General features: G+C 64.3%; 14 protein-coding genes. 6 read left to right on the top strand and 8 right to left on the bottom strand.

Annotation, left to right across the window (positions count from 1 at the left end; genetic code table 11):
* Positions 1-298: 298 nt before the first annotated feature.
* The 4 genes from KM842_RS12390 to KM842_RS12375 all read right to left on the bottom strand — a co-directional run bounded on the left by KM842_RS12390 (position 299) and on the right by KM842_RS12375 (position 5,367).
* Positions 299-1,012: a hypothetical protein gene (locus tag KM842_RS12390; protein WP_216258782.1), complete on the bottom strand. Its 714-nt coding sequence runs from the start codon at positions 1,010-1,012 to the stop codon at positions 299-301.
* 187 nt (positions 1,013-1,199) lie between these two features.
* Positions 1,200-1,889, bottom strand: a complete 690-nt coding sequence (locus KM842_RS12385; RefSeq protein WP_216258780.1) for a DUF6338 family protein — start codon at positions 1,887-1,889, stop codon at positions 1,200-1,202.
* A gap of 435 nt (positions 1,890-2,324) precedes the next feature.
* Positions 2,325-3,593: a hypothetical protein gene (locus KM842_RS12380; RefSeq protein WP_216258778.1), complete on the bottom strand. Its 1,269-nt coding sequence runs from the start codon at positions 3,591-3,593 to the stop codon at positions 2,325-2,327.
* A gap of 611 nt (positions 3,594-4,204) precedes the next feature.
* Positions 4,205-5,367, bottom strand: a protein-coding gene (locus KM842_RS12375; RefSeq protein ID WP_216258776.1) for an IS3 family transposase whose coding sequence is annotated in 2 segments (ribosomal slippage) — positions 4,205-5,088 and positions 5,088-5,367 — 1,164 coding nt in all. Because the reading frame shifts where the segments join, the coding sequence is not laid out codon by codon here.
* On the opposite strand from KM842_RS12375, the gene KM842_RS12370 reads away from it, so the two are divergent.
* Complete coding sequence (locus KM842_RS12370; protein ID WP_216262408.1) at positions 5,290-6,024, top strand: tyrosine-type recombinase/integrase; 735 nt, start codon at positions 5,290-5,292, stop codon at positions 6,022-6,024. The two genes, KM842_RS12375 and KM842_RS12370, sit on opposite strands and share 78 nt — an antisense overlap.
* Before the next feature lie 287 nt (positions 6,025-6,311).
* On the opposite strand, the gene KM842_RS12365 is transcribed toward KM842_RS12370, so the two are convergent.
* From KM842_RS12365 to KM842_RS12355, 3 genes are all read right to left on the bottom strand, one after another.
* The gene (locus tag KM842_RS12365; RefSeq protein ID WP_216258774.1) at positions 6,312-6,737 is read right to left on the bottom strand and encodes a GNAT family N-acetyltransferase; all 426 of its coding nucleotides are present in this window, start codon (positions 6,735-6,737) and stop codon (positions 6,312-6,314) included.
* A 154-nt stretch (positions 6,738-6,891) separates the two neighbouring features.
* Positions 6,892-7,317: a GNAT family N-acetyltransferase gene (locus tag KM842_RS12360; protein ID WP_216258774.1), complete on the bottom strand. Its 426-nt coding sequence runs from the start codon at positions 7,315-7,317 to the stop codon at positions 6,892-6,894.
* Between the two features lie 154 nt (positions 7,318-7,471).
* Positions 7,472-7,897: a GNAT family N-acetyltransferase gene (locus KM842_RS12355; RefSeq protein WP_216258774.1), complete on the bottom strand. Its 426-nt coding sequence runs from the start codon at positions 7,895-7,897 to the stop codon at positions 7,472-7,474.
* 456 nt (positions 7,898-8,353) lie between these two features.
* Here KM842_RS12355 and KM842_RS12350 point away from each other — a divergent pair, with 456 nt between their 5' ends.
* Together KM842_RS12350 and KM842_RS12345 are read left to right on the top strand one after the other, a co-directional pair.
* Positions 8,354-9,031, top strand: coding sequence for a ribonuclease FAU-1 family protein (locus tag KM842_RS12350; RefSeq protein WP_216258771.1), 678 nt, complete (start codon positions 8,354-8,356; stop codon positions 9,029-9,031).
* A 642-nt stretch (positions 9,032-9,673) separates the two neighbouring features.
* Positions 9,674-9,946 carry a hypothetical protein gene (locus KM842_RS12345; RefSeq protein ID WP_216258766.1) on the top strand — a complete coding sequence of 91 codons (273 nt, stop codon included), beginning with the start codon at positions 9,674-9,676 and terminating at the stop codon, positions 9,944-9,946.
* Positions 9,947-10,028: 82 nt separating this feature from the next.
* On the opposite strand, the gene KM842_RS12340 is transcribed toward KM842_RS12345, so the two are convergent.
* A complete protein-coding gene (locus KM842_RS12340) occupies positions 10,029-10,235 on the bottom strand; it encodes a hypothetical protein (protein WP_216258764.1) in 207 nt (68 codons plus the stop codon).
* A gap of 979 nt (positions 10,236-11,214) precedes the next feature.
* On the opposite strand from KM842_RS12340, the gene KM842_RS12335 reads away from it, so the two are divergent.
* The 3 genes from KM842_RS12335 to KM842_RS12325 all read left to right on the top strand — a co-directional run bounded on the left by KM842_RS12335 (position 11,215) and on the right by KM842_RS12325 (position 13,894).
* Positions 11,215-11,445, top strand: a complete 231-nt coding sequence (locus KM842_RS12335) for a glutaredoxin domain-containing protein (protein ID WP_216258763.1) — start codon at positions 11,215-11,217, stop codon at positions 11,443-11,445.
* Positions 11,446-12,669: 1,224 nt separating this feature from the next.
* A complete protein-coding gene (locus KM842_RS12330; RefSeq protein ID WP_216258761.1) occupies positions 12,670-12,834 on the top strand; it encodes a hypothetical protein in 165 nt (54 codons plus the stop codon).
* Positions 12,835-12,859: 25 nt separating this feature from the next.
* The gene (locus KM842_RS12325; protein ID WP_216258760.1) at positions 12,860-13,894 is read left to right on the top strand and encodes an aldo/keto reductase; all 1,035 of its coding nucleotides are present in this window, start codon (positions 12,860-12,862) and stop codon (positions 13,892-13,894) included.
* Position 13,895 lies beyond the last annotated feature (1 nt).

Raw genomic sequence — 13,895 nt, 5'->3', positions numbered from 1 at the left:
GCCCGAGTTCATTCGAGGCTATCTTCACACGTCGTCGGATCGTCTTACAACCAATGGTCAGAGAACCGCTCCGCGCGCGAAAAAACAGGTGGCCCGATTCAAATGATCCGTTGACCTCGGGACACAGTCGCTGGTGTTGTTAGGCCGCACCGGAAAGCCCCACCGCGTGCCAGGGGGGCGTGTGCACTCGATCACTTGGAGCCCAGGTCGCTCTTCGGGCGCTTGGTTCTCGTAGCCGGCAGTGACTGCCGGCTTTGTGGCTCCGGTCGTGCGCGCGGACTTCACTGCACCCGATCCATCAGGACTTGACGAATCCCATCGCCCTGAGCGTCTCCACGAGTTGTGACTCGTCATCGGGGTCCCAGGCGACGATCCAGATCCCTTCAGCTCGATACGGTGCCGCGAACTCCTCAGGAACGCCGCCGTCGACGATCAGGAGCTTGCGCTCCCAGTCAGTGGCCCGCAGCTGCCGGATGGCGTCGGCAGCCTGTCGGAGTCGCATCCGCCCCTTCACCTCGACGCCAACCTTGCGATCAGCATCGTCGGTGAGGACGAAATCCACATCGCGACGATTTCGGCCCGACGGGCTTGTCACGTTGAAGCCGTTTGCGAGTCCTATGCGGCGAAGCGTCTCATCAACGCGAAGTTCGAGTTCGACCCCCGGACGCGGGACGCGGACTCCGTTGTCTTCTGCGATCTCCGCCAACCGCTCTTTCGTTTCGAGCGGGATCGCTGGATCAGCAGCTGCTTGGCGCAGCGTCTTTTCCAGCTGTGCGACTCGGCTCAACACAAATCCGTCCTTGTTAAGCTGAATCAGTTGCTGGCCCGTGAGCGATACGTAGAGGAACGCGGCTCCGGCGACGATGAGGAGCGGAACGCCCGCGACGTTGGTGCCTTGCGCGAAGACCGCGATGCAACCGGTCGATGAAAGCCCAATGCCAGCAATTCCGAGGAGGATCCGCGACCAGGGCTTCATCGCTGCTACTGCCTCGTTGTTATTCTCCTCAGACACCAGAGAAGCGTATCGAAGAGTGCGACTGGACGGTACCTTTCTGCACACGACCTGCTGAGCGTGGCCAGCGCCGCGGAACCTCAACGGTCTCGAATGGCGCCGCGCCATGCTCCATGAACAGCTCACCGTGCATGATGGCGCTGCTCGTCCGCGGCATAGCCGGACGAGCGCTGCGTTAGGGCATCGGTTACGGAGCGGTTTCCTCGTCGCTCTCCGGCTCTTGGTCAGGCTCAGCGCCCTCGTTGAAGAGTTCGACGCTGATGAATTTGATGTTCCTTGCGCTGATCAGTGTGGCGGCTGCCTGCATCTCGATCAGATCCTCGGCGCCTTCGGGCTGAACCCACATCGGGTGCTGCAGTACGAGTTCGCGGTCTCCGTGCTCGGCGACTTCACGGCTGAAAGAGTTGAGGTTACCAACGATGAGCGTCCCATCCGTGAGGTGTACAGACACCCTCCGGACAGCGGCGTCGCCCTTGTCGTTCGCGGAGAACACATTCCACCACGCTGACGCCGTCGGATCGTGTCGGCTGTCGTGTCGCGAGATGAGGGCACCGACTCCGGCGACGGCTGCGGCGAGGACGATCGCGAGTACGACGACAGCAAACACCAGGAGCGGACGGTCTTGCCAAGCCGCGACCGGTTCCCGAAGGAACGCCTCAAGCTGTGCTCGTGCATCAGCGTTAGTCACTGCGACGAGAGCCAACCCGACCGCCGGAATGACGTAGGAAGCGGCACTGACTGCCAGCACCACCGATGTCTCGCGGAACGCGGCGCGAGTCCGTGACGGACCCTGTCGATCCCGGAGCGACACGAAGACGAAGCCCGGGAGGAGCGCGACGACGAGGACAGCCAGACCGGCGAACGTGGTGGGGATCACCTGTCAAGGATGCCTGTATCGGAACGGAATGCGAGAATGATCGCAAGCAAAGTCGTATCAGGAGGTCGGTCATGTCCAGCAACAAACAACCGAAGTCGCCGCAGACGCCGTCACGCCGCAACGAAGGGCAGCAGTCCGCGCCTGGAGCGCAACCGCTTCGACGCGACAGCAAGGTAACCAAGCCTGCCCCGCGCCCGGGAACGTCGAAATGACCGAGAAGCGGCCCCGAGACGAGGGCGCCGGTCAGAAAGACACGATGGACGCCCGCGGAGAGACGATGGACGCTCGGGACATCATCGAACACAGTCAGCAGGAGGCTCCCGGCGCTAAGCCGCTGACCGTGCAAAACGTTGTTGTACCGCCGCAACCGAAGCCCCGACCGGAGCCCTGACCTCAGGTGTAGTCAGCACACGAAAACTGCTCACTGCTCACTGCTCACTGCTCACTGCTCAGGGCGTCCACCACTGACGCCAGCGTCCGGTGCAGCTTCACCGGAGCGTGCAGACGTCGGACCGATTGCTCAAGTAGACCAATCGTTCGTCGCTCACCGACAACGTGGTCGGCATACCCGGCCGCGGTGCACAGGTAGAAGAGATCGGTGAGGTCGTTACCTTCCCACCGACCTGAACCGAGCAGCTTGTCGATCATCGTGGCGCGGAACAGCGATATCGCGGGTGCTCCAAGCTCCGGAAGGTGCCACGTCGACTGGGTCCACGCGGACATCTCGCTCAGGCTCAGCCCTGCGTCGAAGCTGGCACGCGCGATCTCCCGGGTGGCATCCGAGAACATGAAAACCTCTGCGGCGCGCCTTCGTTGCTGCTTCGTTCGATTGGTCTCGCCGGAGAGCCATGTAGAAAACTCCTGCACTCGCTGCACCCAACCCGTCATGTCGCCGCGCGGCGTCGCCTGCTGGTCGAGCATCATCGAGGCGTAGACCATGCTCGACAACGACGCCGTGTAGGCGTAAGTCCACTCAGCAGGGAGCTCAGCGTGGTCCTTGCGCGGCGAGGACCCTTCTCGAGTTGCAGGATCGAGAGCAGCGTACGGCTCCAGCGTGAAGACGTCTGGCACTAGCGCCGCCGGCTTGCCGGAGGAGCGGGCGAGGACTTGACGGAACTCTGCGGCCCGAACCTGGAGGGGGTCGCGCATCTGCCATCCGCCGCTGCAGGACAAGATCGCCACCGCCAGCTCGTAGCGTCCCTCGTCGTTCCCGAAGCTGCCTGTCTCTCCAAGATGAGCGGCGGAGAGTGGCAGAACCACCCTGCCAGACGAGGCCAGGCCAATGAGACGCCAAGCCGCCTTCAGCTCGTCGTCTGATTGCACGCGCCAGGGAGCGTGGACCGACTTGCTCAGGGTGCTCCACTGATTCTGATCCAGGTACACAACGGGCCGGTCACGAAGGGGTGACGAGTTGAAGCGCGATCCGAATCTCGACGAGAACCCATCTCCTCGCGTCGTCTTGAAGAACACCGACCGGCGCCACGGGTAAACCTCCACCATGGCAAAGTCCTTCGCATGAATCGCGTGCAAGGCGTCACCGCTGAAACCGCGCACCACGCCGCTTCGGAACCGAAGCGCAACCATGTTGTCGTCAGCGCGCCACTGGAAAGCCTCGATGAAGTCGGATGACTTGCCGTCCCCGCCGCTCGTTGTCTCAGAAGCATCGTCGTCAGGGAGAGTCGTCGGCACAGAGGTCTCGTCCACGACCGGATCGTCCCATCAGCGGACGACATCGGGGTGTGCCTGCCGCAGAACGGTGCTGCCACGCTGGGCTGGGATATCGAGGGGAGCTGCGGACGTACCGCCCCTGAACTGGGGTTGATGCGAAAAGGGGAAAAACTGGGTCAGCCCAGGGGAAACTCAGACCCCGAGCCCAAGAGCAGGGCCCCCGATCGGCCTAACAGCAAGGGGCTCCGAGACCTGCAAATGACCCGCCACAGAAAACCCCCGTTCACGCGGGGGTTTTCTTCTTTCGAGGAGCGCCCCTGGTGCCTCTGCGGTGCACTCTCGTGAGCTCGCGACTCGGTGCCCTGCCTGCCTCCTCCATGCCAGCGGGGTGAGCCATAGTGCGTCGGACCAGGTGTGCCGGGCGCACACGCCTGTTCCTCGAGCGCGAGCAGCGAACCGCAAGCCTTCGTCACTCTCCACTAACGGGTCTCGCCACTGCGATGCGCCGCTGAAGCCCTAGATCAGCGCACAAATGTGTGGCACAGACCCGAGGGGACCCTAGAACCACAGGCGCAGCCAACAGCGACCGTTGCGCTGGGGCATACCCCACCGCTGGGGACTGCTGCAGGTTGAGTTGACTCGTTCGTTTAGGCCGCGAGTGCGACCTGTGGGTTGATGATCGTCTCGTACTCGATAGGGGTCAACTTCCCCAGACCACGTTGGCGTCGTTTCCGGTGATAGGTCGCCTCGATCCAGGTGATGATCGCCAGCCGGAGCTCTTCCCGCGTGGCCCATCGTTTCCGGTTCAAGACGTTCTTCTGCAGGAGCGCGAAGAACGATTTCATCGCAGCGTTGTCCGCGCACGCACCGACTCGGCCCATCGACCCGAGGAGCCCGGCGTCGCTGAGCGCGCGGACGAACTTCTTCGACCGGAACTGGCTGCCGCGGTCCGAGTGCACGACCGTCCCGGCCGGATTCCGGCGGTCCACCGCCATCTGTAGGGCCGCGACAGCGAGCGAGGACCGCATGCGATCGCTGATCGAGTAGCTCACGATCCGACGGGAACAGGCGTCCTTCACCGCACACAGATAGAGCTTCCCCTCACCCGTCGGATGCTCGGTGATGTCCGTCAACCACAGCTTGTCGAGGTCCGGCGCCGTGAACGCACGTCGAACCCGGTCGTCATGCACCGGCGGCCCGGCCTTGCGATTCAGGCCGCGCTTCTTCGCATGCAACGACCACAACTGCTGCTGCGAGCACAACCGCCACACCCGACGCTCGGACACCCGATGGCCGGCTGCATGCAGGTCGTCGGCGATGAACCGGTAGCCGAACGTCGGGTCGTCGCGGTGCGCGTCGATCGCGGCGTTGGTGAGGTGCGCGTCCGCCCAGTCGCGATCGGTCACCGGACTGGCACGCCACCGATAGAACGCCTGCTTCGAGAAGCCCAGCACCCGGCAGGCCACCGCGACCGGGATCCGGTCGGCGGCGAGTTCGAGGACCAGCGGGTACATCATTTTGGGAGATGCGCCTGCGACAGATACGCGGTCGCCCGACGGAGGATCTCGTTCTCCTGCTCGAGGAGCCGAATCCGTTTCTGCGCGTCCCGCAGCTCCGCCTGCTCAACGGCTTTCGCCGACGGCGCCGCTGCAACATTGACGCCGTCGTCACGGTCCGCGAGCCGCAGCCAGCGGGCCAGGCAGGACTCGGAGACACCGAAGTCCCTCGCGACCTGCCGCACCGACGTCTCACCCTTTCGGGCGACCGCAATCACATCACGGCGGAACTCTTCCGGATACGCCTTCACCATGGCGCACATCCTTCCAGCAGGAGCCAACGCCCCTACCCGTCAGGAGTCAACCAAACCTGCAGCAGTCCCTTCCTGACGCATCGGCAGGTCGAGGCGCTGGCTTCGGAGGCCAGGTACGGCCAGCTTGTCCGGCTACTTGCGTACACCGGGCTCCGATGGGGCGAGGCGACGGCCTTACGAGTTCGTAGCGTTGACCCCGGTCGACGTCGCCTGAACATTCGGGAGGGAGTGACGGAGGTGAACGGTCAACACGTCCTGGGCAGTGTGAAGTCGCATGAACGGCGCTCCGTCGCATTTCCTGACTTCCTCGACTCGGCTGTTGCAGCGGCCTGCCGGGACAAGCACCCCGACGATCGTCTCTGGTCGTCACCGGCCGGAGGTTTCCTCCGGCCAGGGCACTCCAGCCAGGGGTGGTTCGCGAGGGCCGTCCAGCGAACAATGGTGGCCGATGCAAGCTTCCGCCGAGTCACACCGCATGACCTCAGGCACACCGCTGCATCACTCGCGATCAGCGCTGGTGCCAACGTCAAAGTGGTCCAGCGGATGCTGGGCCACAAGTCGGCGAAGGTGACGCTTGACACTTATGCGGCGCTGTTCCCCGACGATCTGGACAACGTCACCTCCGCGTTGAGCCGGCAACGAGCGGAACAGCTGTAGCGGTGGTCGTGGTCGTGGTCGTGGTGGCGGCCGCGACCGCGGGCGCGACCTCCTCCGTCCTGAAGCTCGAGTGCTCTCGCATGACACCGTCTCGCATAGGGCACCTTGCCGGAATCAGTTTCGGACCAGCTATCTGAGACGCTCGGAGTCCCGAAGACGCGCGGGTGCAGGCACGCGACGCTCCGTCTCGCTGGACGATCGTCGTCCGGACGGTGAAACTACCCACTGCCATCCGGCGTCCGGTAGCAGTCCCCTGCTGAACGGTGCGGGGAAAACGCCCGTTGCTCTTACTGGTCGAGCCGTCGAGCGAAGTGATGGGCGGTAATGTCCATTCGTTCGCGCAGGTAGAAGCGATGCGCCTCGAAGCGTTGCACGCCGGAGTCGAGCTCGATCGCGCTGCACCCTAGTTCTCGACCGCGCTCCGCCAGGGCGGTTAGGAGTCCCGCGCCGTGGCCGTGGGACCGCTCGGCGGCGGCGGTGGAGAGGTCATCGATGTAGAGCTTCCTGATGGCGCTCGTGTTGACGACTACTCGCCAGCCGGCGACAGCCACGCAGCGATCGTCTTGCAGTAGGGCGGTGAAGCGGAGGCCTTGGGGCGCGCCTTCACGCAGTACCAGCTCGAGCAGTTCGTCAGTGAGATGGGGGCGCAGCTCGCGGAGGACGGGAAGGGCGGTCGTCCACCGCGCGTCGCCGGGCTCTAGATCAATGATCACGGCGAGGAGACTAGCGCTCGCATCGTCCCGTACGGGAACGGGTTAGAGGGCGTCCCGTTTGGGCATCGTCGTCCGGACGGTGAAACTACCCACTGCCATCCGGCGTCCGGTAGCAGTCCCCTGCTGAACGGTGCGGGGAAAACGCCCGTTGCTCTTACTGGTCGAGCCGTCGAGCGAAGTGATGGGCGGTAATGTCCATTCGTTCGCGCAGGTAGAAGCGATGCGCCTCGAAGCGTTGCACGCCGGAGTCGAGCTCGATCGCGCTGCACCCTAGTTCTCGACCGCGCTCCGCCAGGGCGGTTAGGAGTCCCGCGCCGTGGCCGTGGGACCGCTCGGCGGCGGCGGTGGAGAGGTCATCGATGTAGAGCTTCCTGATGGCGCTCGTGTTGACGACTACTCGCCAGCCGGCGACAGCCACGCAGCGATCGTCTTGCAGTAGGGCGGTGAAGCGGAGGCCTTGGGGCGCGCCTTCACGCAGTACCAGCTCGAGCAGTTCGTCAGTGAGATGGGGGCGCAGCTCGCGGAGGACGGGAAGGGCGGTCGTCCACCGCGCGTCGCCGGGCTCTAGATCAATGATCACGGCGAGGAGACTAGCGCTCGCATCGTCCCGTACGGGAACGGGTTAGAGGGCGTCCCGTTTGGGCATCGTCGTCCGGACGGTGAAACTACCCACTGCCATCCGGCGTCCGGTAGCAGTCCCCTGCTGAACGGTGCGGGGAAAACGCCCGTTGCTCTTACTGGTCGAGCCGTCGAGCGAAGTGATGGGCGGTAATGTCCATTCGTTCGCGCAGGTAGAAGCGATGCGCCTCGAAGCGTTGCACGCCGGAGTCGAGCTCGATCGCGCTGCACCCTAGTTCTCGACCGCGCTCCGCCAGGGCGGTTAGGAGTCCCGCGCCGTGGCCGTGGGACCGCTCGGCGGCGGCGGTGGAGAGGTCATCGATGTAGAGCTTCCTGATGGCGCTCGTGTTGACGACTACTCGCCAGCCGGCGACAGCCACGCAGCGATCGTCTTGCAGTAGGGCGGTGAAGCGGAGGCCTTGGGGCGCGCCTTCACGCAGTACCAGCTCGAGCAGTTCGTCAGTGAGATGGGGGCGCAGCTCGCGGAGGACGGGAAGGGCGGTCGTCCACCGCGCGTCGCCGGGCTCTAGATCAATGATCACGGCGAGGAGACTAGCGCTCGCATCGTCCCGTACGGGAACGGGTTAGAGGGCGTCCCGTTTGGGCATCGGCTATCGAGACGGACTGCTCAGCTCGGGTAGCCAACCGCTAATCCGCGCCGCTACTAAACCCCTCTCGTCCGGCATGCTCTTGCAATGGAGTTTTCGTGGTGGACGTGGTGGGGGCTCGTAGTCGTCATGTTGATCGGGCTCGGGCTGATCGGGCGCGCTGCTGTCATCGCCGTCCGCAGGGATGGGATCGGCCGGGCCAGAGCAGAGCGCGGGACCAGTGCTCGGTGGTTCTGGTCAGGGATCGGAGTGCTCGTCGTCGCGGGTGCGCTACTGGTTGTGTGGGTCATCGCGCTCGACAGCTGACCGTGGGCTGGTTGGCTGTGCCTCGGTGCAGGATCGGCTACCGGGACGGGTGAGGAGCCAATGTTGCTGTGCGAGCATCACAGGATGCACGACGACGTTGCGAGAGACGTGCGGAGCGAACCGTTCCGTGCTGGTGAATCCGTAGCCCTTCGCAGTTTGCACACCTTCGGCTCGCGCGGCCGGGCCGTTTCGTTCGCGGTCGCGGGCCGAGTGCTCGTCGACGATGATGACGTCGCCGTGGTCGCAAGCCCGCTCGACGCCGCGGTCCGCCGTCGAGCTGGCGTTGGAAGCGGGCCGAATGCAAGGCTGGTCCTCCCCGCCGACTGGGACGGTTCCTACGTCGAGGACAGCTGGTTCGGAGCGCCCGTTGTTCGCGTGCACCCGAAGGGGTCAGCGTGGTCGGTGTGGCGTTGGCACGACGGAACACAGTGGCTCCCGGACTGGTACATCAACCTCGAGCTGCCGTGGATCCGAACTTCAATGGGCTTCGACAGTCAGGACTGGACTCTCGACGTCATCGCACGTCGGCACGCCGAGGGTCGTTGGTCAGTTCGATACAAGGACGAAGACGAACTCGCCTTCTACGCGGACCAGGGCCTGGTCTCGGAAGCAGACCGCTCGATGATCGAACACACCGGCGAGGAAGCCACCGCTGCCGCGCACGCCGGCTCATTCCCGTTTGATGCGGATTGGTCCCAGTGGACGCCGCAACCGAACTGGGTCGCCCCGCAGCTGGCAGCAGGGTGGGATGCAGTCCGGTAGTCGATCGGCTATTGAGACGTCATCAGCGGTTCCGCCAGAGGCGTAGGCGCAGGTCCTCGAGCAGCGGGGACTGCTCACACGCGCACCCTCGCCTACTTCGTGCGGGTGTTGTGCCGCGTGCGTGAGCACCTGCGTGCAGCACCTCGTCGGTCAGTGACGCGGCGCAAGGCTCGCTGACCGCCCGGGGAGCGGCATGCGGCTTCACTGACGCCGAGATGTATCCGGTCGCCACAGTGGTCCTCACAGTCGTACGATCTGCTCATGGCCGACCCATGGCGCACCCATCATGCTGGACCGTTTTTCTTCACAAAGACGGCGCCCCGATCGAGAAGGGACGCTCTTGACGCAAGTAAGACTCACCCTCACTCGAGAAAAAGTGACCTTGGCCCGCTCCTCGCAGAAGTAATTGCAGGATGGGTGATCTCAGGCCTGATCCTCACAGGCATCATCGCATTGCTCACCGCCGTTGCGGTCCGCTAGAGCCGACCGGAGACCTGTCGGGACTCGCTATCTGACCGGCCGGCAAGTCCTCGCACCGTCTCGCTCGGGGGTGGGCTACCGAACGCCCCCTCGGTCGCTCGTGGTCGCCCCGATAGGGGATCGTCTATCGAGACGCGTCTGACCCGTGCCAGGATCGTCGATGTGAGTGATATTCGCGAAAATCTGAAGCTGAAGTCCGCGTTCGGAGATCTGCAGGCGTGGGTGAGCCTCCACGACGCAAAGCTGACCCGTGCCATCGATGCTTTGCGAGAGGACTGCTACACACTTCCGGAAGCGGTAGTCCGTGCTGACGGTGACCGTCTTGTCGACAAGGCCGCGGCGCTTGCGAAGAGAAAAAAGGCGTCTAAAAGCGACGACGTGTGGGGCTACGTCGAAGCCCTGAGGAACAAATTGTCGGCACTCAGCAGGGACTGATGTCCCAATAGGGGTACCTATCCGGAACGTTCGGAGACGGAGCTCTCCTGCCCGAAGGTGGGGGAGCGCTTTTTCCGGAGTCTTACTGGGCGCGGCGGGATTCGCGCAGACGCGCGACCCGCTTCGTCAGCTTCTTCCCGCCCAGGGCGATGAGGACGTTGGTGGCGTCCTCCGCCCTGGCGGAAAGGAAGTTCATCACGTGCTCGTTAGTGAGCAGGGTGACGAGGATGACGACCCAGATGGGTGCTCCGGAGGCAAGGGCGATGGCCGCGGCAGAAGCGTTGGACATGACTTCCTCCTTCGGGATACGGCCGTTTGGCCGACCCGCCTTGAGGGCGGGCGTTCAGGGCGCCGGTCTTCGGCGCGAGCGCCCGGTGGGCGCCTGGTGTTTCTATGGGCGGACGGATCGCGTTTCTTGCGATTGCGCGTCCGGGCATGAAAAAGGCCGGTCCTGGTGGGGGACCGGCCTGATGGGGTTGCGACTGAGGGCAGAGTCGGCGCGAGCAGGTCCAGCCTACGGCCGGACATGAAGAAAGCCAGTCCGAAGGACTGGCTTTTTGCGCGCACTAATGACGCACGGCTCAGCTTAGCGCACAAATGCGAAGTACCGGCAACTGTGCGGATCGAGGGCCGGCGGTGTCGGCGCTGGCTTCTACGATCCGGGTCGTGGGTGGTCGTCGACGGGATCGGTACAGCGCGCCCGAGGAGGCGCGGTACACGCTGTCGCCCGAGGCGATCGGAGCCCCGGTCGAGGGCAGCGGTCTCCGCCCGGTCCGTGCGTGGGTGCCGGCGAACGACGGCACCCAGTCCCGCGTCGCCGCCGTGTACGGACGTCCGGCTCCGCGCAACCGGCTTCCGCGGAGGATCGCAGCAGCTTGAGCAAGGCGATGCTGCAGCTGCTCTGTCGCGGTGTCGACGACTACGACGCCAAGCAGTAACGGATTGCTGTCGCAGTGCTTGTGGTGAGGTAGCACAGTGACAGTGGGGGAGTGGATGGGGCGCCGGGAAAGTGGTGACCGTCGGCACGGAGGCCGACGGTCTGACGGGCCCGCTCCGCGGGACAGCGCGAAGCACCAATCCTTTGACCTTTCCGGCGGGTCGATCATAGCTCGCTCCACGCCGGTGACCAGGGCTTTCGCGGCATATCCTCCCTCGCTGCGCTCAGTCCGGTATTCCACCGTCCCTGGTCGCCGACGCTCCCGCTCTCACTCGGTCCCCTTAGCCGGAAACGGTCAGAAGAGAAGTTGATCGGGAGGGGTTTGAGGATGATGAGCAACGTCACCATCTACAGCAAGCCGAGCTGCGTGCAGTGCACCGCCACGTACCGGGCATTGGACGGTAAGGGCATCGCGTACACCGTCGCCGACCTCGAGCACGAGCCGGTCGAGACCATCGAGCAGTTCAAGGCTCGGGGACTGATGCAGGCGCCCATCGTCATCACCGACACCGACGAGTGGGCTGGCTTCCGGCCCGACAAGATCGCCACCCTGACCGCCTGACCGGGCGCGCCCGCTTCGAGCACAAGGAGCCGAGCATCATGAGCGACACCGTGAAAGACCAGCCCACGTCGGCGTCCGCACCGGCGCCGGTGGAGGACGTGTTCTCACGGCCGGCGGACTACGACGAGCTCCAAGCACCACCGGCCGAGGATCCCGGGGCGGAGATCCCGGTGGGGGGGGGGGGGGGGAGTTCACCGCCCGTGAGTGGGCGATCTTCCGTCAGGGACAGCGGTGGGGGTGGGAGTCCCGACAGGCGGAGCTCGACGCCGTCCGCAACGCGTTCATCGCCGCGGACTTCGACGCCGATCGGTACTACCGGGCCGCGTTCGACCACGACAACCACGACTGCGCCATCCGCACCAACAAGGGCCAGTACCAGGGCGCCGCCACTCGGCTCCTGCAGTGGCACGAACCGGACGACGGGCAGCGAGACGCAGAGCAGCGTGGTGTCACCGGTGTGCGCCACCATCGACCGGAGCACTCATGACGAAGGACACTGACACCATGACCGAACAAACCAGGTCTCGTCCCTAGACCGCTCGAGCAGGTCGCTCTCTCCGACCCCGCTCGAGCAAGGCGGCACTCCCTTCGGCCGCCGCCGAGGAAGCCCCCGCCCACTCTCTCCGGGCGGGAGCTTCCTCGTTCCGGGCCCGGGTATCACCGGCCTACGCTAATGTCTAACGTTTCCTTACTGCGCTCCTATCGGCCACGGAATGACCCGCTCCCGCCCCTATTGCTCATATGACCCGAGTGTCGACGGAATTCGCCGAGGGCACGAGGGACCAAATGGGCCAACCTTGAAGCATTTCCTTATCCGTCGCCCCGAAATCATCCAGCAGTACGTCAAGTTCGCTGAACTCTCCCAGTAGGATGGTCAGACAGGCTTCAAGCATGTGGGCATCGTCCGGCCCGCTAATGCGCACCTCACGGCGAGCTGAGCGAATCTGACGCTCAACGTCGGTTGTCAACTTCTCTGAGCGTGACCACGTTTGCCGCCGATTGATCAAATATGTGAGGTCTTCCTTACCTTCGACTACTAGCCAATCGCACAGGTTCCCTGCTCCACGAAGCAGATAATCTCGCATTGGCGCAGCGGCAGCAACATCAGCCGCGCGTAGGAGGTTGAGAACGAAGTTATTCGCTGTGGCTAGGGCAATATTCCGGTCGTCGATAGCAGCGTAGGCATCCGCAATGCTATCGACGTGCAAGTTCAACGTTCGACCAATGTCTTCTATGCGCATCGTGTCGATTGGGTACCTCGTCGCGCAGACGTTGAATATCGCGATCAACCCAAACTTCCCTCGGCCTCTGCTGTACACGCTCATCAACGCGCCGTACTTCATCGTCTGCGCGGTCGTGGCGACCATCATCCTCACCCTCTGGCAGTGACCTCACCGTTCGAAGGAAAACACCTATGAAGATGCGACCCCTCGGCCGAACCGGTATGACGGTGAGCCCGTACTGCCTCGGCACGATGATGTTCGGCCCTGCCGGCACGCCTGACCCCGACGACTGCCGTCGCATCGTCGACCGGGCCGTCGGTGCCGGTATCAACTTCATCGACACCGCCGACGTCTACGGTGGCAGCGCAACCGAGACGATTCTCGGCGCCGCGCTCAAGGGACGCCGCGACGACGTCGTCCTCGCGACAAAGTTCACTGGTCCGATGGGCGATGACCCGAACCGTCGCGGCGCGTCGCGACGCTGGATCATGACCGCCATCGACGACTCGTTGCGTCGTCTCGGCACCGACTACATCGACCTGTACCAGATCCACCACTTCGACCCCACGACGGACATCGAGGAAACGCTTGCAGCGCTGACCGACCTCATCACAGCCGGGAAGGTCCGGGCCATCGGATCGTCAAGCTTCCTCGCCTCCGACATCGTCGAAGCGCACTGGACGAGCGAACGACGCAGTTCGGCGCGGCTCCGGACGGAACAGCCAAGCTACTCAATCCTCGCCCGAAGCATCGAACGAGAAGTTCTCCCCGTCTGCGATCGATACGGCATGGGAGTGCTCACGTGGAGCCCGCTGGCGTGGGGACTGCTCACCGGTAAGTACCGAGACGGGAAGAACACACCGGTGTCGCCGGGTCGCCTCCAGTGGGGGCCGCAGCACATGAGCGACCAGCGGAAGTTCGCCGTCGTCGAGCAGCTCGCCTCCGTCGCCGAAGATGCTGGGATCTCGATGACCCACCTGGCGATGGGGTTCGTCCTGGCGCACCCCTTCGTGACGTCAGCCATCGTCGGACCGCGCACGCTCGAGCAACTCGACGACCTCCTGGCCGGCGCCAACGTCAGCCTGAGCGACGACATCCTCGATCGAATCGACGAGATCGTCCCTCCGGGTACCGATGTCGGCGTCAGCGAGGTGAATTACGTCCCGCAGTCGCTGTCCCGCACCAGCCTCCGCCGGCGTATAGCCGACGCGCGTTCGGCCGCGTGAC

Source organism: Curtobacterium sp. L6-1 (assembly GCF_018885305.1).
Taxonomy (GTDB): Bacteria; Actinomycetota; Actinomycetes; order Actinomycetales; family Microbacteriaceae; genus Curtobacterium; species Curtobacterium aetherium.
The sequence above is the reverse complement of the archived record's forward strand: the minus strand, read 5'-3'. Positions and strand labels throughout refer to the sequence as shown.

Excerpts from the sequence above, each read along its gene's own strand:
- KM842_RS12350 (WP_216258771.1), top strand. The coding sequence starts at position 8,354 with ATGCACGACGACGTTGCGAGAGACGTGCGGAGCGAACCGTTCCGTGCT.
- KM842_RS12340 (WP_216258764.1), bottom strand. The coding sequence starts at position 10,235 with ATGTCCAACGCTTCTGCCGCGGCCATCGCCCTTGCCTCCGGAGCACCC.
- KM842_RS12335 (WP_216258763.1), top strand. The coding sequence starts at position 11,215 with ATGAGCAACGTCACCATCTACAGCAAGCCGAGCTGCGTGCAGTGCACC.
- KM842_RS12330 (WP_216258761.1), top strand. The coding sequence starts at position 12,670 with ATGTCTTCTATGCGCATCGTGTCGATTGGGTACCTCGTCGCGCAGACG.
- KM842_RS12325 (WP_216258760.1), top strand. The coding sequence starts at position 12,860 with ATGAAGATGCGACCCCTCGGCCGAACCGGTATGACGGTGAGCCCGTAC.